Raw genomic sequence first — 23,989 nt, forward strand, 5'->3', positions numbered from 1 at the left:
GGCTTACAGCCCGCCGTAGCGGCGCGCCCGCCGCTGATATTCGCGAATGGCTTCATAGAAATGTTCTTCGCTAAATTCCGGCCAATAAACATCGGTAAACCACATTTCGCTGTAGGCAAGCTGCCATAGCATAAAATTGCTGAGCCTCAGCTCGCCGCTCGTCCGGATCAAAAGATCCGGATCGGGCAGGCCGGACGACAGCAGGCTTTTCTCCAAATGTGATTCCTGTATATCCGCCGGCGCCAGACGTCCGGACCGGATGTCTTCGCCGATTAAGCGGACGGCTTCGATCATTTCCTTGCGGCTGCCGTAGTTCAGGGCAAAATTAAGCACGAGGCCGGTATTGTCCTCGGTCTGCCTCACCGCTTCCTCGACGGCGGACAAGGTATGCTCGGGCAAATCCTGCTTGTAGCCCATCATGCGGACCTGAACGTTGTTGTCGATCAGCTCCTGCAGCTCGATGGCCAGAAATTCCTGCGGCAGCTTCATCAGAAACTCGACTTCCGCTTTGGGACGCTTCCAGTTTTCCGTCGAGAAGGCGTATAACGTCAAATATTTAACCCCGAGACGGTCGGCGGCCATCGTAATCCGTTTTACCGCCTTCATACCCGAATGATGCCCGGCGACGCGGGGCAGTCCTCGGCTCTTCGCCCATCTGCCGTTGCCGTCCATAATGATCGCAATGTGCTCCGGTATATTGTCGCGGTCAAGCGCCTCCGGCTGCTTGTCGGACGTTTTCCCCATCCTTGCTCTAAGTCGCTGAAACACGTATTCGTCCTCCCACCGCTAACGCCGATTTATGCAACAAACCCCACCTGTTCGGAGGGGCCGGTGAGGCTTGCACATTAGACTTCCATAATTTCTTTTTCTTTTGCAGCGAGGACTTTGTCGACTTCGGCGATGAACCGGTCCGTCGTTTTCTGAATTTCTTCCTGATGACGGCGGGATTCGTCCTCGGAAAGTTCGGTTTTCTCCAGCTTCTTAATATCGTCGTTCGCGTCGCGGCGAATGTTGCGAATCGCCACCTTCGCTTCTTCGCCGAACTTCTTCGTCATTTTCACCAGCTCTGAGCGCCGTTCTTCCGTCAGCGCCGGTATGCCGATCCGGATCGTGCTGCCGTCGTTCGAAGGCGCAAGTCCGAGATCGGATTTCTGAATCGCCTTCTCGATCGCGCCGAGCGATGTTTTGTCCCAAGGCTGGATCAGCAGCGTCCGGGTATCCGGCGTATTGATATTGGCCAGCTGGTTGACGGGCGTCATCGTACCGTAATACTCCACCTGCACCCGGTCGAGCAGAGCCGGCGTCGCGCGTCCGGCGCGCAGAGTGGCCAGATCGCGTTTCAAAGCGCCGATCGCTTTATCCATTCGTTCTTCCGCATTTTTTTTAATCGACTGTGGCACTAGCTCGCACTTCCTTTCACAATGGTTCCGATCCGTTCGCCCAAGACGACGCGTTTTATATTTCCTTGTTCGGTAATCGAGAACACGACAAGCGGGATGTTGTTATCCATGCAGAGCGACGTCGAGGTCGAATCCATTACGCCCAGATTGCGGTTGAGCACGTCGAGATACGTGAGCGTTTCGAATTTTTCCGCTGTCGCATCTTTAAACGGATCGGCGGAGTATACGCCGTCGACTTTGTTCTTCGCCATCAGGATCACTTCCGCTTCGATTTCCGCGGCGCGAAGCGCGGCCGTCGTATCCGTCGAGAAGAACGGGTTGCCCGTACCTGCGGCGAAAATAACGACCCGGCCTTTCTCCAGATGCCGAATCGCCCGGCGGCGTATGTACGGCTCGGCGATTTGCTGCATCGCAATCGACGTCTGTACGCGGGTCGGCACCTCAATGGATTCCAGCGCATCCTGCAGCGCCAGCGAATTCATTACGGTCGCCAGCATGCCCATATAGTCCGCGGTCGCCCGGTCGATGCCTTTGGCCGAACCGGCAATTCCGCGCCAAATGTTGCCTCCGCCGACGACGATCGCCACCTCGACGTTCAATTCGACGACTTCCTTCACCTGCTGCGCAATCGAGGAAATGACGGCCGAGTCGATACCGTAGCCGTTATTGCCTGCAAGCGATTCGCCGCTGACTTTCAACACGATACGTTTATAAACGGGACTTTGCAACTTGAGCTTACCTCCATCTATGGCCCCGGAGCTGGCAGGCCGCACACTGGTGCTGTGAAATAGGAAAAGCTTCGAGAATGTGCAACATGTATTTATGCGGACGGCGGGCGTCATCTTATATAAGCGGCGGCGGCATTGCTTGCAATCGGCAAGAAGAACCGGCTGCTGCCGTCCAGCGGGGAGTGAAGCAAGTTTCATCCCTTCGAATGACAAAACTGAAAGTGGGGAACGGACGTCATACATGCTTCCTGTTCTAAAAAAGGCGGGGCGGACGCCCCGCCCCGCCTAGCGCGTTCGGATTACAGCTTCGCTTGCGACATAACTTCCTCGACGAAGTTGTCGGTTTTTTTCTCCAGGCCTTCGCCCAGCTCGTACCGGACGAAGCGGCGGATCGAAATGTTCTCGCCGATCGTGCTGATTTTTTCCTTCAGCAGCGTTGCGATCGTTTTGTCCGGATCTTTAATGAACGGCTGCTCCATCAGGCAGAACTCTTCGTAATATTTGCCGAGGCGGCCTTCCACCATCTTCTCGACGATGTTGGCCGGTTTGCCTTCGTTAAGCGCCTGGGCTTTCAAAATTTCGCGTTCCTTATCCAGCTCTTCCTGGGAAACGTCTTCGCGGCGCACGAATTTCGGGCTAGACGCCGCAATTTGCATCGCGATGTCGCGGGCAAATTCGCGGAATTGATCCGTCTTCGCAACGAAGTCGGTCTCGCAGTTGATTTCGACCAGCACGCCGATCCGGCCGCCGGCATGAATGTAGGATTCCACGACGCCTTCCGTCGCGATCCGGCCCGCTTTGTTCGCAGCGGCGGCGAGACCTTTCTCGCGGAGCAGCTCGGACGCTTTCGTCAGATCGCCGTTCGCTTCCTCCAGCGCTTTCTTGCAATCGAGCATGCCCGCGCCCGTTTTCTCGCGCAGTTCTTTTACTAATCCAGCATTTACTGCCATTATGGGTGACCTCCTGAAAATAAGCTCGTTAGCTCGGTTGATTTTTCATTCCAAAAAAGGGCGGAGAGAGGTTGTTCACCTTCTGACCACCCTTTTGCGGTGTCGTTGCATGTATGACGATTAAGCCGTCGTTTGTTCGCCTTGATTCGCTTCGACGATGGCATCGGCCATTTTCGACGTCAGCAGCTTGACGGCGCGAATTGCGTCGTCGTTGCCCGGAATGACATAGTCGATTTCGTCAGGATCGCAGTTCGTATCGACGATGCCGACGATCGGAATGCCGAGCTTGCGGGCTTCCGCAACCGCGATGCGCTCTTTGCGCGGATCGATAATGAACAATGCGCTAGGCAATCCTCTCATGCCTTTAATGCCGCCGAGGAATTTCTCGAGGCGCTCTTTCTCTTTGCGAAGAATGATGACTTCTTTCTTCGGCAGCACGTTGAACGTGCCGTCTTCTTCCCAGGTTTCCAGCTGGCGAAGACGTTCGATCCGCTTCTGAATCGTCTGGAAATTGGTCAGCGTTCCGCCGAGCCAGCGCTGGTTGATGTAGAAGTTGCTGCAGCGCTCCGCCTCTTCCTTCACGGAATCTTGAGCTTGCTTTTTCGTGCCGACGAAAAGGATCGTGCCGCCTTCTTCCGCTACGGAGCGTACGAAGTTGTAAGCCTCTTCGACTTTCTTGACCGTTTTCTGCAGGTCGATAATGTAAATCCCGTTACGTTCGGTGAAGATATAACGATCCATCTTAGGGTTCCAGCGGCGAGTCTGGTGACCGAAGTGAACCCCAGCTTCGAGAAGCTGTTTCATGGAAATAACCGCCATCTTCACAACACCTCCTGTGATTGGTTTTGGTATCCTCCGCCGATCTCATTTTTCGCCAAAACTCCGGCCGGACCGGAGCACCGTTGACGAAATTAATCGGCGTGTGTTTTTAACACCGACAATTACTATACCATATTCTATCAGCGGGTTGCAACAATGTTCGCGCTCCCCGCGGCTGCGAACCTACTTTCCCGCTTCCGCCCGGTTCATCTCGGCTTGCGCCTCGTCCGGCGGCAGCGGCTTGCCGGTAACGATTTTGACGACCTCGGCGATGCCCGGGGAGCCTTCGAAGGCAAAATAACCGGCGCGGATTTTTCCGCTTCCATCCTGCATCCGGTCTATAAAAGCCTTTTTGTCGGAAACGACATGCTTTGCCGCAAGCAGTCCGGCGGCTTCGTCCAGGCTTGCGTTAGGAGGAATGCGGACGATCACCCGCTTCGAAGCTGTTTGCTGCGGCGTCCGAGAAAGCCCGGTCCCGCGCTTCGACGGATCGGCAGCGCCCGCCCTGTTCGACCGGGCCTGGTCTGCGTCTTGGCTTTGAAGGGCGCCGGCAGCGTCTTTGGCTGTCTCCGCTTGCGCTTCCGTCTTGGCGTCCGCAGCGGCCTGTTGGCCGGCATTCTGCCGCTTGAGCTCCTCAAGCACGCGGCTTCGTTCTTCGGCCAGCCGCAGGTCCAGCTCGGCCTGCGTATACAATGGGGTTTTCGCCGCCGGGCCGGCCGCCGGCTCCATGCGCTGCGGCGCATGTTCGCCGATCAGCAACAGCTGCAAAAGCGCGGCGCCCGCCATCACACCGACACCGAGACCGAACAGGAAAGGCCGTTTCAGCATGACGTCTCTTCCTCCCGCTTCGACAGCTGAACGATCAGATGCACTTCGCCTTTCGGCATGCCGAGCTTCTTCGCCACCGCTTCAACCGATTTGCCGGCATCGTACAGACCGAACAGCTCCGCATAACGTTCCCGGATCGTTACGGAGCTGTCCGCAGACGTCTCGGCTTCTGTCGAAAGCGGCTTATTCGATAATACGGCCGCAGCAGCGGCATCAGCCGGCGTCCGGAGCCGGACTGCACTGCCGCCGGACGCCGGGCCGGCGTCCGCAGCGTGAAGCCGGCCGGCTGCCGAAGCGCACGCTGCCTGCTCGTTGTCCACCCGATTTTGCGGATGCTCCGATCCGCCTGCGGCAGTCTCCGTTCCGGCCGGAACGGCAGGCCGCTCCGCCGGAGAGCCGGCAATCGTCCGCTCCAGCTCGGCGCAGCGCCGCTCCAGCGCCGCGATTCTCGCATCCCTCCGCTCCGCCGCCTGCCCGGCTTCCTTATGCGTTCTCGCTACCAGCTCGGCCAGCTCGCGATTGTCCGCTTCCATATTTTCCATGAATTGTTCCAAAGCGGTTTCCATGTTGCGAACGGTCCGATCCGCGGATCGCGCAAAGGGGCGCGCTTTCCCTCCGGGCAGAGCCATCGCGCCGACGGCTGCGACCGCGCCCAATAATACGATGTATTGCCATGAGTCCAATACGCTCACCCGCTTCTTTCCTGTCTACCGGTTAAAGTGAAATATCGATATGACGCCCCTTGGTCGGATGCCCCGGGTGCTGCGGCGGAGCGCCGCCGCGATCCGGCTCGGGACCATCCGCTTCCTTAAACGGACGCCGTTTCGCGGATTTGCCGCTTTCCCGCCGCTGCTCGCCCTTGACTCCCTTCATGCCGCTTTGCTCGACCGCGCCGCTTTGACTGCGTTTCGCTTCCGTTTCTTTGGCGGCTCCTTGCTCGAGCAGCGTCTGCTGATCGATCGGCTTTTGCGCCTCGTGGGACTGCCGCGCCGAGCCTTCCGGCGCGCGCGGCAGCGATATTTGCATATCGATCGAATTGTAAGCCACCTGAAGTCCCTTCTAACGGCGGACGTATCCGTTCAATAATAAGGCACCATGGAAATATCGCCTTCTGCATACCGGAACGATACGCGCGGAGTCGGATCCTTGACAAAACGGGTAGAGCGGCCGATCACGATCTTCGTCCCGCCGTAAAGGGTATGGACCGCATCGACACGCGCGGTATCGGTATTTTCGAGCGATTTTTCGATTTCAAAAACCCGCTCCCGCAGCGCCGCGATTTCTTCGGTGGTGAGCCGTTTGGTTGCGCCAAGCTTGATCCGCATGGCAAGCTTGTCTCCCTGCAGCTGTCCGACCGCCGCGAGCTGATCGAGCAGTCCAAGCGCCTTCTCGGTTTTGTCCAGGCTGTCGCCGAGCCTCTTCACCTGCTGCCGCAGCTCCTGCAGCTCCGCGCGCAGCTCCGGCCGCACGCCGACCTCAATCACCGTAGCGGTCGACATCGTATTGCCGATCGTCCGCGCCGTTACCCGTTCGCCGGCCATAATCGTGCCTCCGACGACCAAGCCTTTCGATCCGCCGCACAGCACGTTTCGGCCGGCCCGGACATGGGAATGCATGATGCTTTGCGAGACGATGACATCCTCGCCCGCCGTCACGTTGCCGTCCTGAATGAACGAGCTTTTGACGTTTCGGCCTGCTCGGACGCAGCCTTTATTGCCGGCTAAAATGCCCCCGGTAATTTCGACGGAGCCTTCCGATTCCAGCTCGGCGCCTTCGACGCCGCCGATAACGCGAATGTCTCCCGCGGCCTTGACGCGAAAGCCCGTCAGCACGTTGCCGCGAATGACGACGGTGCCGACGAAGTCGATGTTGCCGGTATTGTAATCGACGTCCCCGTTCACTTCGTACACGGGGAAGACGTTGATTTTGTGTTTATCCGTTAAGGTGACAAGTCCGTCGATCGCGGCATAGAGCGCGTTCTGTCCCGGACCGAGCACGACGTTTTTTCCAACTTTGAAAAAAGCTTCCTTGCCGCTTCTGCACGGAATGGTCTCTGCGGTCACCGTTCTCCCCGGTCTTCCTTCGGTTGCGGCGATTTTCTCGGCGATCAGCTGACCGCGCTTCATGTTTTTGAGCCGGGAAATCTGTTTGAAATCGACCTTGCCGTCTTCAAGCTCGGCCGGCCGCTGCCGGTCTTCGTCCATATCGCAGACAAAGCGGATGAAGCCGTCTTCCCCGTTTACGGCCGGGACGCCCTGCGCAATGACCGTCTGCCCGCTAAAAAACGCCCGGGGCTCATCTGCGATCTTTTCCAGCACATCCTTTTTCAACCCAAACAAAACGCCATGACTTCTGGCGAGCTCCTCCAGCTGCGCGCTCGTACAGGTAAACTGCGGGTCCGACGCGTGAAACAGCAGACTTGCCGACAGCTTGTCCGCGGACAGCTGGATGTCGATAAATGACTGCAGCGTTTCGGAAGTTGACAATGCCCGTCCCCTCCTCTTTTTCTGTTTCGAATTAGCGGCGCATAAGCTGTTCCTTCTGCTTGTCCAGCGCCCCCCGCAGCCGCAGGATTGCCTTGGAATGAAGCTGCGAGATGCGCGATGGCGACAGCCCCATTACCTCGGCAATTTCGCTCAGCGACAGCTCTTCGTAATAAAACAGCGAGATGACGATGCGCTCCTTCTCGGTGAGCCGCTCGATCCCCCGAACGAGCGATTCCTTCAAAAAAAACTCGTGCACCTTGTGATCCGGATTTTTCGCTTTCTCGTCGATGAGCAGCGAAAGCCTCGTTTCGCTTTCCTCTTCGCGGATCGGATCCTCCAGGGAGCAAACGGTCGTAACGGCGATATCCTGCATCATATGCTGAAAATCTTTCAGGCTCACCTGCAAATAGTCGCTCATTTCGGCGTCGGTAACGGAGCGCAAATATTTCTGCTCGAGCACCTGGTAGGCCTCCTCGATGCGCTTCGCTTTCTCTCTGACCGACCGCGGCACCCAGTCGCCCTGCCGCAGCCCGTCGATGATCGCTCCCCGGATCCGCCAGGACGCGTACGTTTCGAACTGCAGGCCGCGCCTGTAATCGAATTTTTCGATCGCGTCGATGAGGCCCATGACCCCGTTGCTGGCCAAATCGTCCTTGGATACGTTTTTCGGCAGGCCGATCGCCATCCGGCTGCTGACGTAATCCACCAGCGTGATGTAATGCTCGATCAGCCGTTTCTTTGCTTCCAAATCGCCGTCTTCTTTCCATTTCCGCCAGGTGTCGATATTCGACAAATGCGGCGCCTTCGGCTCGATCATGATTTCACCCTCCTGTCAGGTGACGTATGGCTTGAGCTAACTGCTCGGGGTCTTTATTTTGCGTGGATACCAGCTTGGGCGGCGATAGCGGCGTGAAGACCGGGTCCCCGGTGCCCCCATCCGGGCCCACATCCGGGCCGCCATGCGGCTGTTCCTTCAGCAGCGCGCGAAGCTGCTCGCTTTCGTCCGGCGTTGCCAGATCGATATGAGCGCCCGCCTGGTCAAACGGTTCCTTTGACTGCCTCGGTACGAACGGACGAGGACGCAGGATGGCCGATAACGCCGCTCGTATGAAATAGGCAAGACCATAAAAAGCCAAAAACGCGTACAAGCATCGAAAACCTGTAATGTGGAGCCCGTTGCCGCCAAGCGAGAACGGCAGCGTCAGCAGAGCTCCGCACAGCCCGAGCACTACATTCCAGCGCCATGTTCCGATCATCGGTCAAATCTCCTTTATACCCAGCTGAACGCTTCGAATCGTCAAAACGCCGCTTGCGCTGTCAATTTCAATCGTGCGGCCGCTGCTGCCGCCCGTATCCTCCGCCAGCAGCGGGATCGCAAATTTGGACAGCACCGTCCGGCACGACTCCACGTTGCGCGGACCGATCCGCATGGAATCGTTCTGCGCGGCAAACGCGAACATCTGCGCGCCTCCGGCCATTTTGGCGGTCATTCTTCCTGCCGCCGCGCCGGATACCAGCATGAGCTCGACGAGCGCCGGGATCGCGGTATCGGCGTATTTCGCTTTTTTGACTTCGGCCTCTCTGGCAATCTGCGAGGTTGGCAGCATCACATGAACCATCCCGGCAATTTTCGCCTGGCCGTCGTAAAGCGTCAGTCCGACACAGGAACCGAGCCCGGTCGTCCGGAGCACGGCGCCATCCGCCGCGATATTCAAATCGGCCATGCCGACCTTTACGACATGCTGCCGGATCATTCCGAAGACACTCCCAGGGCGGTGAATATTTGGTCAAACGATTCCGGATCGGGAATGAGAAAAAAATGGCCTGCGAGCTCTTCCTTCCCTTCCAGAAACGCCGTTTCGATCAGTAATGCGGAATCGCCCATTTCGCCGTACTGCACGATTCCATGAGTCAAAATGGCGCCTGCCATATCGACGGCGATCGCCGGCACGGTCGGCGACATCGCCAGCTGCGTAAAATCGGCCAGCGACGAGAGATACGAGCCGGCAAGGATATTCCCGATTTCGGCCAGCGCCGAATATTCCATCTCGGAAAAGCCGTCCTCCCCCTTGCCTTCAATCGCCAGCAGGCGGTTCAGCAGCTTTTTCGTCGCTTCCCCTTCCATGAGAAAAAACATGTGACCCGGCGCTTCGCCTTCCACTCGGAGATAGACGGCGGTGACGACCTGTTCGAGGCCGCCGACCCGGTCGGCGATCCGCTCGAACGGAATGAGGCTGACGGTCGGCACGTTCATGTCGACCGGTCTGTCCAGCAGCAGCGACAGGGCGGTTGCGGCATTGCCCGCTCCGATATTGCCGACTTCCTTCAGTACATCCAGCTTGAATGCTTCCAGCTTCGATAACGGATTCACGATTATACCTCTTGCTGTTCAAGCTGGATGATTTCGTTCTTGTTCAGCACCTCGGACAAATTGAGCATGATCAGAAGACGGTCGCCGGCAAGCCTGGCCACGCCGTGCAAATATTTGGCTTTCACGCCTCCGACGACCTCGGGCGGCGTCTCGATGGCGTCGCTGTCGAGATCGATGACGTCGTTCGCGGTGTCGACGATAAAGCCGACCTCCAGGCCGCCTGCCGCCACGACGATAATCCGCGAATGGTCCGTCGGCTCGCTTTCGGGCAGACCGAAGCGTCCGCGCAAATCGATGACCGGCAGGACGACGCCGCGCAAATTGATGACTCCTTTAATGAAAGGGAGCGTTTTCGGCACGCGCGTGATCGGCGACATCCGCTCGATCGTCCGAACCTTGTCCACTTCGATCCCGTACTCTTCGTCGGCCAGTCCAAACACGATCACTTTCAATTCTTCCCCCATCGTTATCCCTCCTTATTTGATGAGCGCATTCGGATCGACGATCAGGGCGACCTGCCCGTCGCCTAAAATCGCGGCGCCCGATATCGCCTGGATGTTGGTCAAATAGCCGCCGAGCGTCTTGAGGACGATATCGCTTTGGCCGATAAATTCGTCCACCGTCACAGCGCCGAGCTTGTCCCCTTTGCGGATGACGACGATCTCGGTTTCGGTTTCGAGCTCTTCCTGAAACGAATCGTTGTCCAGCACCTGCTTGAGCGACAGGAGCGGGATCAGGGATCCGCGGAAATCGATCATCCGGTTGCCGTGAATTTTGCGGATATGGCTTCGCTGCAGGATGCCGGTCTCGACGATCGAGGACAGCGGAATGGTGTATTTTTCCGATCCCAGTTTAATGAGCATCGCCGATATGATCGACAATGTCAGCGGCAGCTGAATGGAAAATTTCGTGCCCTGGCCGGGTACCGAGTCGACGCTAATATGGCCCCCGAGCGAAGAAATTTTGGACTTGACGACGTCGAGCCCGACGCCCCGCCCGGAAATGTCGGATATTTTGTCCGCCGTGCTGAATCCCGGTGCAAACAGCAGCATATTGATTTCATCTACGGTCAATTTGGCGGCTTCGCTTTCGGTGACGACACCGTTCTTGACCGCAATCTGTTTGACCTTCTCGCGATTGATTCCGCGGCCGTCGTCTTCGATTTCGATAAAGACGTGATTCCCGCTGTGAAAAGCCCGCAAATGCACGACGCCGGTTTCCGGTTTACCCGCCGCCGCCCGGTCCTGGGCCGGCTCGACTCCGTGGTCGAGCGAATTGCGGAGCAGATGAACGAGCGGATCGCCGATTTCGTCGATGACGGTGCGGTCCAGCTCGGTTTCCGCTCCGGTGATGACGAGCTCCACTTTCTTGTTTAGCGATTTTGCCAGGTCGCGCACCATCCGCGGAAACCGGTTGAATACCGACTCGACCGGCACCATGCGGAGCTTCAGGACGATATTTTGCAGATCGCCGCTCACGCGGGTCATATGCTCGACGGTTTCGGTCAAATCGCTGCGGCGCACTTCGCTCGCCAGCTGCTCCAGCCTGACGCGGTCGATCAGCAGCTCGCTGAACAGGTTCATGAGCGCGTCCAGGCGCTCGATATCGACGCGGATCGTGCGCGGCACGCTGCCCGCAGCTGCAGCCGGCGCCGCGGACGCCGCCGCCGTTTGCGCGCGGGAAGCGCCGGCCGCCGAAGAAGCCTCCTGCGGGACTTCGGGAGCCGGCGCAGCCGGCACGGCAGCGACGGCGGGAGGCGGCGAGGCGGCCGGCGCCGCTCCTACCTGCAGCAGCGTCTCGCGGTCCAGCACCGAAACCTCGGCGCTTTCGATTTCCGAAACCGTTTCGATACCCTTTCGCAGCTCGTCCTCTCCCATGCTCGAGATGGTAAAAACGGTAAATGAGCGGTCGAATTTTTCCTGCTCGATGTCCTGCACGCTCGGATGCGATTTCACCACTTCGCCGCTTCGCTCCAGAAAATCGAATACCATGTATGCCCGCGCCGCCTTCAGCAGGCAATCCTCCCGGATCGTGACGACCGCATGGAATACGGAAAGCCCGGCTTCGATGGATTGCAGCAGCACCGAGGTTTGGAATTCGTCGAGCGCGGTACGGGATTCGCCTTGGACGCCGGAGGCCCCGGCGGACTGGGAAGCCTGTCCGGAGGCGCCATAGTCGCCTTTGACGATAGCCTTCAAATTCGCTACGATCGCCGTAACATCGGCCTTTCCCGAGCCGCCGTTCACGATGTCCTGCACCATCGACTCGAGCGCGTCCAGACTTTTGAACAGCGTATCGAATATAAAACCGTCCATCGCGAGCTTCTGGTTGCGAACGAGATCGAGCACGTTTTCCATTTCATGCGTCAGCGAAGCCAGATCCTCGAACCCCATGGTCGCCGACATCCCCTTCAAGGTATGCGCCGATCGAAAAATGACCTGAACGATGCCGACATCCTCCGGGCTGCTTTCCAGCCGGAGCAGATTCTCGTTCAGCGATTGCAGATGATCGTTCGATTCGTCGATAAACATCGACAAATACGCGTTCATATCCAAGTACATGCACCTCCTGTTGAATGAATCGCGGGCCGGTCAAACGGCACGGCTTGCGTTACGAAGTGATGGCTCCGGCAAGCGCCGAAGCGATGCGGGGAAGCGGTACGATTCGAAACGCGGCGCCGGCTTCGACGGCCGCACGGGGCATCCCGTAAACGACGCACGTTTCTTCCGCTTCGGCGATGGCGCTTGCCCCGCCGCTGTCGTTCAGCGCCTTCATCCCCTTTACCCCGTCGCTTCCCATTCCCGTCATGATGACCGAATGCCTGCGCAGCTCCGCATAAGGGACACACGACTCGAACAGGACGTCGACCGACGGACGGTGGCCGCCTACGGGCGGATCCAAAGTCAATTGGATGAAGTAGCCCCGCTCGTCCTTGGCGAGCTTCATATGATACCCTCCGGGCGCGAGATAGGCGACGCCGGCGTGAACCCGCTGACCGTCGGCCGCTTCCACGACGGTCAGCTCGCTGAATGCGTCGAGCCGCTGCGCAAGCGAGCGGGTAAATTTCGGGGGCATGTGCTGGACGATCAGCACGGGAGCGGGCAAATGGCCGGGCAGCGAGCTCATGACCTCGAGCAGCGCTCTCGGCCCGCCCGTTGACGTGCCGATCAAAATCAGATCCCGGAACGTCCCGGACGGCTTCGCTTTGCCGGACCGCCTCGGCGGATCGGCTGCGGCGTCTCCGGCCGGCGCCAATCCAACCGGCGCCGACGATTCGCGGTCTTGTTCGCCTGCCGGATTATGCGCTATAATGCCGGCCGGTCGCGCAATCGAACCGCGCATGGCCGAAGGTCCGTCCCCTGCGGCGCCGATCCGGCCGTCCGGCAGGTTGTCCGTGCCGCCCGCGCGCCTGCCTCCTTTGCCTGACGGCTTCGGCCTTCTGCCGCCGGCGGCTTTTCCCGGCCGTTCCAGCACCGAACGTGAGTCGTCCGTCTTTGCCGGGTCCGTCTGCCGCAGGACGACCGTACGTCTCGTCAGGACGGCGATCCGCATCTTTTCCAGCAGCTGCTCGCCGACGGTTTCGATATCGGGCGAAGACGCCCCCGCCGGTTTGCGAATAAAATCGAACGCTCCGCTTTGCAGCGCGTTGATCGTATCTCTGGCTCCGTCGTCGCTGACGGCCGAAACCATGATGACGGGCGTCGGGCAGCTGCGCATAATTTGCTTCATCGCTTCCAAGCCGTTCATTTCCGGCATTTCGAGATCCATGGTGATGACGTCCGGCTTGTGGAGCCGGACAGCTTCGACGGCCTCGCTGCCGTTCGCAGCGGTCGCCGCAACCACGAATTCCGAATCCCTGGCAATCAGATCGCAAAATACTTTGCGCATAAACGCGGAATCGTCTACGACAAGTACGCGGTAAGCTTGCATGCGCTCGCATTCGCCTCCTCTCACAGGATTACTTCAACCGCCTGAACATGTGATGTAAAAATCCTTTGACGCCGCCTGTGCCGGAAACCGCTTGAGCCGGTACCTCCGCAAAGCTTCGGGCAATCGCCATCATCGACCGGGAAGCGTTCGATCCGGGAAAAGCGAGCGTGAACGGCACCTGCTTTTTGACGGCCTTCGGCACGCACGGGTCGTCGGGCAGCATGCCGAGCACCGGCAGCTCGAGATTCAGAAACCGCTGCGCGACCAGCCCGATTTTGTCCGCCGCCGCCTTCCCTTCGCGGTCGTCGGCCGCACGGTTCACGACAAGCCTGAACCGGATATCGCGTTCCGCCGCACGCACCATTTTAATCAGGGCATAAGCATCCGTAATCGAAGTGGGCTCCGGCGTCGTCACGACAAGCGTTTCCTCGGCGGCGGCGATAAACTTGACCGTTTCCTTGGACAAGCCGGCTCCCGTATCGAATAAAATGACGTCGTATTCTCCTTGCAGCATGCCGATCTGCTCCTCGAAATCGTCCAGCTGAGCCGGCGTCAAGTCCAGCAAATCCAGCAATCCCGAACCGCCCGCGATAAAATGAATGCCCTGCGGCCCTTCGTGGATAATATCCCGGATCGTTTTCTGCCGCTTCACCAGGTGGTACAGGCTGTACGGCGCCCGGATCCCCATCAGCACGTCGATGTTCGCCATGCCGATATCGGCGTCGAAGATCAGCGTCCTGAGCCCCAGCTGCTGCAAAGCAAGCGAGAAGTTGAGCGTGAAATTCGACTTGCCGACCCCGCCCTTGCCGCTCGTCACCGTCACGATGCGCGTATTTTTCCCGGCGGCTCCGCTGTCGCGGCTCCGAACCATGCGCCGCAGCGCCTCCGCTTGGTCGTTCATGACGGCACGCCCCCCAGCAGCTGCCGGATATAAGCATCGGCCCGGAACGGGGCGATATCGTCGGGAACCGTTTGGCCGCAGGCGATATATTCCGTCCTAAAGCCGAATTCGAGCGCCAGATTCAGGACGGCGCCGACCGCGCTCGTCTCGTCCTGCTTCGTGAACACGACGCGCCGCACGCCGTATTTGGCAAAATGCCCGGCCACCGTCGCCATGTCCGCGTATTTGCCGGTCAGGCTGAGCACGAGAAACGTTTCCGCAGCGACGCCCGACTGCAGCAGGCTGTTCACCTCCGACACGAACAGCTCGTTACGGTAATTCCGCCCCGCCGTATCCATAAAAATAAGCTCGCGGTCGCTCAGCTGCTTATAGGCTCTGGCCACTTCGGAAGGCGAAAATACGACCTCGAGCGGCACGTTCAAAATGGTCGCGTAAGTCCGCAGCTGATCGACGGCGGCGATCCGGTAAGTATCGGAGGTAATCAAACCGACCCTGCGCCCCGCCTTCAGCGTCTGCTCCGCCGCCAGCTTGGCGATCGTCGTCGTCTTCCCGACGCCGGTCGGCCCGACGAAATGGACGATGCGGGTATCCGGCCGTATCCCTTCCCCCTGGGTGCCGGACAGCCATTCGTGCAGCGTCCGGCCGGCGGCACGCCAGACGGTATCGCCGTCCGGGTCGTCCTCGTTCACCTGCTCCGTGACGGCGGCAAGCAGCTTGTCGATCCAATCCTCGGCGACATCCTGCCCGCTAAGCCGCTCGGCCAGCGCCTGAACGGCCTTGGGCCGCGTTTCCGCCAGCCGCTGCCTGGACAGCTGCCTGATCCACAGCTTCATGTCGCGGATTTCGCTCAGCAGCTCCTCCTCCGGCGCGGTTTTCGGCCCGGACGGCGGAGGCGTTTCGCCGGCTGGGACAGCTGCAACGCCGCTAAGCGGATGCTCACGTTTCTCACCGGCACGCACCTGTTCCGGCTGCCGAACGGCTGCGGCGTGAGCGGCGATCGCCAAAGCCGCTCCCGCCGCCGATCCGGTTCCGGCGGCGGCGCCTGCGGCAGCGGAAGCTCGAGGCGCCGCTTGCGGATGGATGGCCTGCGGCTTGGCCGCCGGCCCGGTCTCGACCGCGGCGATCACTTCCATTTTTCGCTTGCCGAACATGCCGAGAAAGCCGCCGACGCGTATTTCCTTCGTATTCAGGATGACGGCGTCCGCACCCAGTTCGCCGCGGATCATCGGAAGCGCTTCGGGCAGCGCCGTGACGACAAATCGCTTCACCTTCATAAATTGACCACTCCAATGCTCTGCACTTCAATGCTCGGCTCCAATTCGCTGTAGGACAGTACCGGAATATCCTGCATCGTCCGCTCGACAATTTGCCTCAGATACATGCGGATGGTCGGGGATGCGAGCACGATCGGCTGCTGGCCCGACTGAATTTGTTTATGAACCTGTTCGGACAGCTTCTGATAGATCGTTTGCGTCGCGACCGGATCGAGCGCCAGGTAGCTGCCCTGCTCGGTGCTCTGCACCGACTCGGCGATTTTCTTTTCCAGCGACGGGCCGACCGTAATGACGCGAAGCGTGTCGCCCTGGTGCGTATACTGCTGCGTGATTTGCCGGGAAAGCGCCTGCCGCACATACTCCGTTAAAATATCCGGGTCCTTTGTGTAATTTCCATGATCCGCAAGCGTTTCGAAAATGGTCACCATATCGCGGATCGAGATTTTCTCGCGCAGCAGCTTGGAAAGCACCTTCTGCACATCGCCGACCGCAAGGATGGACGGAATGAGCTCCTCGACCAGCGCCGGATACGATTCCTTCAGGTTGTCGACAAGCGCCTTCGTCTCCTGCCGGCCGATCAGCTCGTGGGCGTGGCGCTTGATCAGCTCCGTCAAATGCGTCGCGACGACCGAAGGAGGATCGACGACCGTATAGCCGGCCAGCTCCGCGCGTTCCTTCATCGCTTCGTCGATCCACAGCGCCGGAAGGCCAAAGGCCGGCTCCGTCGTCTCGATGCCGACGACCGAATCGTCGTCTAAGCCGGGGCTCATCGCCAAATAATGACCCAGCAGCAGCTCGCCCCGCGCGACGGCGCTGCCTTTGATTTTGATGACGTATTCGTTCGGTTTCAGCTGAATGTTGTCGCGGATTCGGATGACCGGAACGACCAGACCGAGCTCCAGGGCGCATTGGCGGCGGATCATGATAATCCGGTCCAGCAGGTCCCCGCCCTGCTGCGTGTCCGCAAGCGGGATGAGCCCGTAGCCGAATTCGAATTCGATCGGATCGACCTGCAGCAGGCTGATGACGCTTTCCGGGCTTCGGACTTCCTCGATCTGCTGCTCTTCCTCCAGCAGCTCTTCCTCCTGCTGGCGCTGCTGCTGCACATGATGCATCCGGTATCCGGCAAAAGCGAGCAGGCCGGCGAGCGGAAGCGTGGCCAGCGGGCCGATCGGCGTCAGGATGCCAAGCAGCGCAACGGTTCCCGCAACGATATAGAGCAGCTTCGGATACCGGAAAATTTGCGAAGTGACGTCATGCGCCAAATTGCCTTCCGAAGCGGCGCGCGTCACGATCAGGCCCGTCGCGGTCGAAATGAGCAGCGCCGGAATTTGGCTGACCAGCCCGTCGCCGATCGTCAGGACGGAGAAGGTCGACAGCGATTCTTGAAACGAAAAATGATGAACGGTCATGCCAATGACAAAGCCGCCCAGCAAATTGATGATCAGAATGATGATCGAAGCGATCGCGTCGCCCTTGACGAACTTGCTTGCGCCGTCCATCGAGCCGTAGAAATCGGCTTCCCGTTCGATTTTTTTGCGCCGCTCGCGCGCCTGCTGTTCGTTGATCAGCCCCGCATTCAGGTCGGCGTCGATGCTCATTTGCTTGCCGGGCATCGCATCGAGCGTAAACCTTGCCGCTACCTCCGCGACCCGTTCGGAGCCTTTCGTAATGACGATAAACTGGACGACGACCAGGATGAGAAAGACGACGAAGCCGATCGCGATCTCCCCTCCGGCCACCCAGCTGCCGAAGGTTTGGACCACTTCCCCCGCTTCCGCCTTCGATAAAATGTTGCGGGTCGTCGATACGTTCAGCGCCAGCCTGAACAGCGTCGTAATAAGCAGCAGCGAAGGAAAAATCGAAAACTGAAGGGCGTCCTGCGTATTCATCGAGATCAGCAGGATCATGAGCGCTGCGGAAATATTGAGCACGATGAGCACGTCCATTAAGCCGACCGGAACGGGGATGACCAGCATCAGCACGATGCAAATAATGCCGATCAAGATTGTCAAATCCCTTGCCTTCATGACGTTCCCTCCTTTGTCCGCCGCATCCGGCGCAGCGCCGGTCAATTCGTTTTACGTTTCAGCTTGTATACGTAAGCCAGTACTTCCGCCACCGCCTGAAACAGATCGGAGGGGATCGCATCCCCGATTTCCGTCCGGTCGTACAGCGCTCTGGCGAGCGGCCTGTTTTCCATCGTCGTAACGCCGTGCTCCCCGGCAATTTCCTTGATTCGGAGGGCGACGTAGTCCATCCCTTTCGCAATGACGACCGGCGCCTCCATCCTCGAGCCGTCGTACTGCAGGGCGACGGCGAAATGGGTCGGGTTGGTGATGACGACGTCCGCCTTCGGCACCTCCTGCATCATCCGCTGCAGCGCCATTCGTCTTTGCCGCTCGCGGATTTTTCCTTTGATGAGCGGGTCCCCTTCGGTTTTCTTATATTCGTCCTTAATATCCTGCTTGGACATCCTGAGGCTCTTCTCGTGTTGAAAGCGCTGGTAGAAATAGTCGACGACCGCCAGCACGACGAGCAGGACGCCGATTTCCAGACCGATCCTGATCGTGAGATTCGCAATGAAAGCCAGCATCCCGTCCACCGGCACTTCCGCCAGCTTCATGATGGTAGCCCGATCGCGCCAAAGGGTAAAATAAACGACGGCTCCGATCACGATCAGCTTGGCGATGCTTTTGGCCAAATCGAACAGCGAGCGCAGCGAAAAGATTTGCTTGAAGCCGTTCAGCGGATTTATTTTGTTCAGATTGATCTTGAACCCTTCGCCCGTAAACAGCAGACCGACCTGGATGTAATTCGCGATGACGGCGGAAGCGACGGCAATTACGAAAATCGGAGCGAGCAGCAGCAAGCACTGAATCATCAGGTTTGAAAAAAGCGCCATCACATTGCCCGCCGTCACCTCCATCGTCAGCCGCTGCTCGAAAATCAGGCCGAATAACCGGACGATCCGGGTTTTGTAATACCCGCCGAGCATCATAAAGCTGAGAAAAACGAGCACCATGATGACCGCGCCCGGCAGCTCCTGGCTGGACGCCACCTGCCCTTTCTTTCTCGCTTCCTGGCGCTTCTTCGGCGTCGCGCGTTCGGTTTTCTCCTGGGCGAACAGCTGCAGATCGAGCGGCAATCGCATACGGTTCATCCGTGAAGCCTCCTAACCGGATTTGACGGTCCCCTGCACGAGGCCGAACAACGTTTCCAGGGCGTCGAACATTTTGGCGAATAAATGCTCGTATAAAGCGATCAGCCCGGGCATCATCACCATCAGGACCAGAAAACCGACGATGATTTTAAGCGGAATCCCGATCACGAACACGTTGTACTGCGGCGCGGTGCGAGCAAGAAATCCGAGCGCCGTGTCCGTCAGGAACATGGCGGCGACGACCGGTGCGGACATTTGCAGGGCGAGCATAAATGTGTCGGCGAACGTTTTCGTCAGGAAACCCGAGACGCTGCCTTCGTAAATCCGTCCGAACAAGGAATTGTCGATCGGGATCCATTCGTAGCTGCGCAGCAGCGCAGTCATCAAATAATGATGGCCGCCGATCGACAGGAAGATCAGCGTCGCAACCATAAATTTTAAATTGCCGAGCAGCGGAGCCGACGCGCCTGTCATCGGGTCAAGCACATTGGCGATGCCGAAGCCCATCTGCAGATCCATAAACGCACCGGCGGTCTGGACGGCATAGAAAAACAGGTAAGCCGTATACCCGAGCAGCAGACCGGCCAAAATTTCCCGGATGATGGCGAGCACATATTCGGCGTCCGGCACGATCGTTTGTTTTAGGCCGTAAGTCATAAAAACGAGCAGCGAGACCATAAACGAAAATCCGATTTTGAACGTTGCCGGAATATTCCGGGACGAAAAGACGGGTGCGACGACGAAAAACGAAGTAATTCGACAAAAAATCAACAAAAAAATAGGGAATCCTTTTGCAAACAGCTCCATCGACTTACACAGCCTATCCGATGTATTTGTACATGTTATTCAGCAGATTGTACGTGAAATCGACCAGCGTGTTTAAGATCCACGGGCCAAACAGAAGGATCGCAACCAGCACGCCTACGATTTTCGGAATGAACGCGAGCGTCTGCTCCTGAATGTGCGTCGTCGCCTGAAAAATGCTGACGATCAGTCCGATGACAAGACCGAACACAAGCATCGGTGCGCTTGCCTTCAATACCGTATAAACCGCCTGCCCTGCCAAAGCGATAATAAAATCCGAATTCATCCGTTTATTCCCCCAAGCGGCGTCACGTATGGAAGCTTTGCAGCAGCGATTTGACGATCAAATACCAGCCGTCGACCAGAACGAAGAGCAGGATTTTGAACGGCAGCGAGATCATGACCGGAGGCAGCATCATCATCCCCATTGCCATCAGCGTGCTCGAGACGACCATATCGATGATCAGGAACGGGATAAAAATCATGAAGCCCATCTGGAACGCCGTCCGGATTTCGCTCAGCGCGTAAGCCGGAACCATCACCGTAATCGGAATGTCTTCATACGTTTTGGGCTTCGGCGTCTTCGTATAATTCATAAAGAGTAGCAGATCCTTCTCACGCGTCTGGTTGAACATAAATTTTTTCATCGGCACGGCGGCCTTGCTGAGCGCCTCGGACTGCGTGATTTCGCCTTTCAAATAAGGCTGCAGCGCCGTCTCGTTCACCTGCCCGAACGTCGGAGCCATGATGAAAAAGGTCAGGAACATCGCAAGTCCGATCAGCACCTGGTTCGGCGGGGACTGCTGCGTCCCGAGCGACGTCCGGACGAAGCCGAGCACGATGACGATCCGGGTAAAGCTGGTCATCAGCACCAGAATGGCCGGCGCAACGCTCAGCACGGTGATGAGCAGCAGCAAGGACAGAGCACTCGTTCCCGGCTGGGAGCCGCTTTCGCCGCCGATCGAAACGCTGACGTTCGGCAGCGGGTCGGCCGCGAACGTCCGGGTATGTATCGATAGAGCGAACAGCTGAAGCGCGAAAAGCGCAATGGCGATTTTTTTATTCATTCATCCAACAACCGATCGTTTTGATTTTGCTCGTTCAGCAGCTCTTCGAGCTTAGCTTTGCGGTCCGCCCGGCTTTTCAGCTTGCTGCTCAGCAGCTCCTGAAAGCTTGCGGCTTCCGGCCACCGCTCTCCGTCCCGCTCCGCGCCCGCGTCCGCCTGCCGTTTGCGGAAGCGGCCGAGAAAAGCGGCCATCGACTGCGGATTCCACGTCCGGCCCAGCTGCTGGTCCATCAGACGGATAATCGTCCCGGCTTCCTCCGCGTCGTCGATTTTGTCCAGCAGCGCAATACTGTCTCCGACGCCGACAACGTAAACGCGCCCGGCCAGCTCCACGACCTGCATCGATTTGTTAGGACCGAGCGGAACGCCGCCCAGCAAACGGAGCGAGCGGCTCACGCTCCATCCCCGGTTTCGGGAGGACAGAAATTTCAGCAGTAGGACGATCAGACCGAGCACGAGCATCAGCGCGACGACGACCCAGATCAGATAGCCCGCCGTAATTCCGCCGTCCAGCGTACCCGGTCCAAGCTCGGACGGCGCGCTGCTATCCGGGGCGGCGGCGGCAGCCTTTCCCGCCTGCAGCCATCCGGCAGCCGCGAGCCCCGCAAGCCCCAATCGCGACGTTCTCATTTGCGGCCGTTTATCCAAGCGTCTTCTTGATGGCTTCGATGACGCGGTCGGCCTGGAACGGCTTGACGATAAAATCTTTCGCCCCCGCCTGAATGGCATCGATAACCATCGCCTGCTGGCCCATGGCCGAGCACATGATGACCTTGGCGTTGCCGTCGATTTTCTTGATTTCCTTGAGGGCGACAATACCGTCCATTTCCGGCATCGTAATGTCCATCGTGATCAGATCGGGCTTTAATTCTTTGTATTTTTCGATCGCCTGCGCGCCGTCCTGCGCTTCGCCGACAACCTCGTAGCCGTTTTTGGTTAAAATGTCCCGAATCATCATCCGCATGAAAGCTGCATCGTCTACGATCAAAATCCGGTTTGCCATTGTTACTTCCTCCTAAGATGTTATTATTGTAGTTTCTGGATGCGGTCCCATTGACTGACGATGTCCGTCACCCGGACGCCGAAGTTCTCGTCTATCACGACCACTTCGCCCTTCGCAATCAGCTTGTTATTGACGAGAATATCGACCGGTTCGCCGGCCAGCTTGTCGAGCTCAATAATGGAGCCTTGTGACAACTCAAGAATATCTTTGATCTGTTTTTGGGTTCTTCCTAGTTCTACGGTTACCTTCAAAGGGATGTCGAGCAGTAAATTCAGGTTCGAATCGTCGGCCTGAACGTAAGGCGCGCCCTGAAAGTTCGCAAACTGGACCGGCTGTACGCTGACGCCCCGGCCCGGCAGTCCCCCGTACGTTTGAGGCCCGGCGTATCCTGCGGTCGGCGCTGCGGCAGCATGCGGCGGCACAGCGTATTGCGGCGGAGCCATGTGCTGCGGCTGCGCATCGTAGGACTGCGCCGGCGGCGTATACGGTGCGGCAGGCATAGGTTCCGGCGCTGCATACGGAGGTGCCTCCGCAGCCGGTGCAGGCGCTGCGGCTGCGGGCGCCGGCTCCGGAGCCGGATCGGCCGCGCCTCCCATGAGCGTTGCGACCATTTCTTTCGCGAACGAAATCGGCAGCAGCTGCATGATGGTCGAGTCGATCAGATCGCCGATTTTGAGGCGGAACGAGATTTTTATGAATTTATCGTCCGGCGGCAGGCTGTCGACGCCTTCGCCGTTCGTAACGTTCAAAATGTCGATTCCCGGCGGGGAGATGTTGACGAAGCGGTTGAAAATCGTCGACATCGACGTCGCGGACGATCCCATCATCTGGTTCATCGCTTCCTGCACGGCGCTGATATGGATTTCGTTCAGCTCCGAATCGCCGGGTACCCCTTCCCCGCCGAGCATCAGGTCGGCAATGATTTGCGCGTCCTGCGTTTTGATCACCAGCGAATTGATGCCCTGAAATCCGTCGACATACCGGACGGATACGGCGACATGCGGCCTCGGAAATTCCTCATCGAGCTCTTTGCGGTGAATGAGCGAGACCGTCGGCGTCGTAATGTCGACCTTCTTGCCGAGCAGCGTCGATAACGCCGTTGCGGCGCTTCCGAACGTAATGTTGCCGATTTCACCGAGCGCATCCTGCTCGATCGGGCTTAAAAAATCCGAAAGCATGTCCTGTCCCTGCGGCTTGCCCGCCTCGTCCGAAGATTGACGCAGAAGGGCGTCGATCTCTTCCTGTGACAAGTAGTCTTTACTCGTCATAATCTTCCTCCACTCCTTCGCTTACAACCTCGTCGATTTGAACGGCCATCCGTTCCTTCACGGAGCCCGGACTCCCGATATATTTCAGCTTGTCCCCCACCTTGATGTCGAGGCCGGAACCGATCGGCTTGTTCAGCGCGATCACGTCCCCTGCCGAGAGGCCGAGAAATTCGCGGATCGTAATGCTGGATTGGCCCAGCTCGCAAACGACCTGCAGCTTCGCTTTGCTGACGCGCTGCTTCAGCACTTCCATTTCCTCCGGCGCGCGCGTTTTTTTCTGCGATACGAACCAGTGGTGCACCGAGAGGCGCGGCATGACCGGCTCGATGACCACATGCGGAATGCACAGGTTGATCATCCCCGTCGTATCGCCGATTTTCGTGCTGAGCGAAATGAGTGCGATCGTTTCGTTCGGCGAGACGATCTGCATGAATTGCGGATTCGTCTCGAGCGCTTCCAGCCGCGGCGAGATGTCGATAATCGTTTTCCATGCTTCCTGCAGGCTTTCGAACGCCCGGCTGAAAATGCGTTCCATAATCATCGTTTCGATTTCCGTCAGCGCATTGATTTTCGAAGGCGCCGTCCCCTGTCCCCCCAGCATGCGGTCCACCATCGCGAAGGCCACATTGGGATGAACCTCAAGCACCATACGGCCTTCCAGCGGCTCCGCTTCGAAAATGTTCAGGATGGTCATTTTCGGAATGGAACGGATAAATTCATCGTAGGGCAGCTGCTCCACCTGAACGACGTTGATCTGGACGAAGGTGCGAAGCTGCGCCGAAAAATAGGTGGTCAAATACCGCGCAAAGTTTTCATGAATCCGGGTCAGGCTGCGGATATGATCCTTCGAAAACCGGACCGCGCGCTTGAACTCGTACGAACGAATCTTCCGCTGCGTCTCTTCTTTTTTCAGCTCCTCGGCGTCCATCTCTCCGGACGACAGCGCAGCCAGCAGCGCATCAATCTCGTTTTGCGACAAAACGTCAACCAATTCCCTC

The 23,989-nt window shown here is 58.3% G+C and carries 27 protein-coding genes; all 27 read right to left on the minus strand.

Going from position 1 to position 23,989, the window contains the following annotated elements; all coding sequences use genetic code 11:
• Positions 1-3: 3 nt before the first annotated feature.
• Positions 4-768: an isoprenyl transferase gene (locus PD282_RS15265; RefSeq protein WP_420832300.1), complete on the minus strand. Its 765-nt coding sequence runs from the start codon at positions 766-768 to the stop codon at positions 4-6.
• A gap of 77 nt (positions 769-845) precedes the next feature.
• Positions 846-1,400, minus strand: coding sequence for a ribosome recycling factor (gene frr / locus PD282_RS15270; RefSeq protein WP_274651513.1), 555 nt, complete (start codon positions 1,398-1,400; stop codon positions 846-848).
• Entirely contained in the window at positions 1,400-2,128 is a 729-nt protein-coding gene (gene pyrH, locus PD282_RS15275; RefSeq protein ID WP_274651514.1) for a UMP kinase, read from the minus strand. The genes frr and pyrH overlap by 1 nt, the downstream gene beginning before the upstream one ends.
• Positions 2,129-2,427: 299 nt before the next feature.
• The gene (gene tsf / locus PD282_RS15280; RefSeq protein WP_274651515.1) at positions 2,428-3,078 is read right to left on the minus strand and encodes a translation elongation factor Ts; all 651 of its coding nucleotides are present in this window, start codon (positions 3,076-3,078) and stop codon (positions 2,428-2,430) included.
• Positions 3,079-3,198: 120 nt separating this feature from the next.
• The gene (gene rpsB / locus PD282_RS15285; protein WP_274651516.1) at positions 3,199-3,897 is read right to left on the minus strand and encodes a 30S ribosomal protein S2; all 699 of its coding nucleotides are present in this window, start codon (positions 3,895-3,897) and stop codon (positions 3,199-3,201) included.
• A 183-nt stretch (positions 3,898-4,080) separates the two neighbouring features.
• Positions 4,081-4,725, minus strand: coding sequence for a hypothetical protein (locus PD282_RS15290; protein WP_274651517.1), 645 nt, complete (start codon positions 4,723-4,725; stop codon positions 4,081-4,083).
• On the minus strand, positions 4,719-5,417 hold the full coding sequence (locus PD282_RS15295; protein ID WP_274651518.1) for a hypothetical protein: 699 nt from the start codon (positions 5,415-5,417) through the stop codon (positions 4,719-4,721). The genes PD282_RS15290 and PD282_RS15295 overlap by 7 nt, the downstream gene beginning before the upstream one ends.
• A gap of 22 nt (positions 5,418-5,439) precedes the next feature.
• Entirely contained in the window at positions 5,440-5,772 is a 333-nt protein-coding gene (locus tag PD282_RS15300; RefSeq protein WP_274651519.1) for a hypothetical protein, read from the minus strand.
• A 32-nt stretch (positions 5,773-5,804) separates the two neighbouring features.
• Positions 5,805-7,211, minus strand: coding sequence for a DUF342 domain-containing protein (locus PD282_RS15305; RefSeq protein WP_274651520.1), 1,407 nt, complete (start codon positions 7,209-7,211; stop codon positions 5,805-5,807).
• 31 nt (positions 7,212-7,242) lie between these two features.
• The gene (locus tag PD282_RS15310) at positions 7,243-8,028 is read right to left on the minus strand and encodes a FliA/WhiG family RNA polymerase sigma factor (protein WP_274651521.1); all 786 of its coding nucleotides are present in this window, start codon (positions 8,026-8,028) and stop codon (positions 7,243-7,245) included.
• A 4-nt stretch (positions 8,029-8,032) separates the two neighbouring features.
• A complete protein-coding gene (locus PD282_RS15315) occupies positions 8,033-8,467 on the minus strand; it encodes a hypothetical protein (RefSeq protein WP_274651522.1) in 435 nt (144 codons plus the stop codon).
• Between the two features lie 3 nt (positions 8,468-8,470).
• A complete protein-coding gene (locus PD282_RS15320) occupies positions 8,471-8,965 on the minus strand; it encodes a chemotaxis protein CheD (RefSeq protein WP_274651523.1) in 495 nt (164 codons plus the stop codon).
• Positions 8,962-9,582 (minus strand): chemotaxis protein CheC, encoded by a 621-nt coding sequence (locus PD282_RS15325; protein ID WP_274651524.1) that lies wholly within the window; start codon positions 9,580-9,582, stop codon positions 8,962-8,964. Before PD282_RS15325 ends, PD282_RS15320 begins: the two co-directional genes overlap by 4 nt.
• A gap of 2 nt (positions 9,583-9,584) precedes the next feature.
• Positions 9,585-10,046 (minus strand): chemotaxis protein CheW, encoded by a 462-nt coding sequence (locus PD282_RS15330; protein ID WP_274651525.1) that lies wholly within the window; start codon positions 10,044-10,046, stop codon positions 9,585-9,587.
• A 12-nt stretch (positions 10,047-10,058) separates the two neighbouring features.
• Entirely contained in the window at positions 10,059-12,137 is a 2,079-nt protein-coding gene (locus PD282_RS15335; protein ID WP_274651526.1) for a chemotaxis protein CheA, read from the minus strand.
• A 55-nt stretch (positions 12,138-12,192) separates the two neighbouring features.
• Positions 12,193-13,512, minus strand: a complete 1,320-nt coding sequence (locus PD282_RS15340; protein WP_274651527.1) for a protein-glutamate methylesterase/protein-glutamine glutaminase — start codon at positions 13,510-13,512, stop codon at positions 12,193-12,195.
• A 28-nt stretch (positions 13,513-13,540) separates the two neighbouring features.
• A complete protein-coding gene (locus tag PD282_RS15345) occupies positions 13,541-14,413 on the minus strand; it encodes a MinD/ParA family protein (protein WP_274651528.1) in 873 nt (290 codons plus the stop codon).
• Positions 14,410-15,687 (minus strand): flagellar biosynthesis GTPase FlhF, encoded by a 1,278-nt coding sequence (flhF, locus tag PD282_RS15350; protein ID WP_274651529.1) that lies wholly within the window; start codon positions 15,685-15,687, stop codon positions 14,410-14,412. The genes PD282_RS15345 and flhF overlap by 4 nt, the downstream gene beginning before the upstream one ends.
• Complete coding sequence (gene flhA, locus PD282_RS15355; protein ID WP_274651530.1) at positions 15,684-17,717, minus strand: flagellar biosynthesis protein FlhA; 2,034 nt, start codon at positions 17,715-17,717, stop codon at positions 15,684-15,686. Before flhA ends, flhF begins: the two co-directional genes overlap by 4 nt.
• A gap of 41 nt (positions 17,718-17,758) precedes the next feature.
• Entirely contained in the window at positions 17,759-18,850 is a 1,092-nt protein-coding gene (gene flhB / locus PD282_RS15360) for a flagellar biosynthesis protein FlhB (protein ID WP_274651531.1), read from the minus strand.
• 12 nt (positions 18,851-18,862) lie between these two features.
• The gene (fliR, locus tag PD282_RS15365) at positions 18,863-19,624 is read right to left on the minus strand and encodes a flagellar biosynthetic protein FliR (RefSeq protein ID WP_420832301.1); all 762 of its coding nucleotides are present in this window, start codon (positions 19,622-19,624) and stop codon (positions 18,863-18,865) included.
• Positions 19,625-19,670: 46 nt separating this feature from the next.
• On the minus strand, positions 19,671-19,940 hold the full coding sequence (fliQ, locus tag PD282_RS15370; RefSeq protein ID WP_274651533.1) for a flagellar biosynthesis protein FliQ: 270 nt from the start codon (positions 19,938-19,940) through the stop codon (positions 19,671-19,673).
• 22 nt (positions 19,941-19,962) lie between these two features.
• Positions 19,963-20,721 (minus strand): flagellar type III secretion system pore protein FliP, encoded by a 759-nt coding sequence (gene fliP, locus PD282_RS15375; RefSeq protein ID WP_274651534.1) that lies wholly within the window; start codon positions 20,719-20,721, stop codon positions 19,963-19,965.
• The gene (locus PD282_RS15380; RefSeq protein ID WP_274651535.1) at positions 20,718-21,350 is read right to left on the minus strand and encodes a flagellar biosynthetic protein FliO; all 633 of its coding nucleotides are present in this window, start codon (positions 21,348-21,350) and stop codon (positions 20,718-20,720) included. The genes fliP and PD282_RS15380 overlap by 4 nt, the downstream gene beginning before the upstream one ends.
• 10 nt (positions 21,351-21,360) lie before the next feature.
• Positions 21,361-21,723, minus strand: a complete 363-nt coding sequence (locus PD282_RS15385; protein WP_090637619.1) for a response regulator — start codon at positions 21,721-21,723, stop codon at positions 21,361-21,363.
• A gap of 23 nt (positions 21,724-21,746) precedes the next feature.
• A complete protein-coding gene (gene fliY / locus PD282_RS15390) occupies positions 21,747-22,991 on the minus strand; it encodes a flagellar motor switch phosphatase FliY (RefSeq protein WP_274651536.1) in 1,245 nt (414 codons plus the stop codon).
• Positions 22,981-23,982: a flagellar motor switch protein FliM gene (gene fliM / locus PD282_RS15395; RefSeq protein ID WP_274651537.1), complete on the minus strand. Its 1,002-nt coding sequence runs from the start codon at positions 23,980-23,982 to the stop codon at positions 22,981-22,983. Before fliM ends, fliY begins: the two co-directional genes overlap by 11 nt.
• Positions 23,983-23,989 lie beyond the last annotated feature (7 nt).

Source organism: Paenibacillus humicola, assembly GCF_028826105.1.
Classification (GTDB): Bacteria; Bacillota; Bacilli; order Paenibacillales; family Paenibacillaceae; genus Paenibacillus_Z; species Paenibacillus_Z humicola.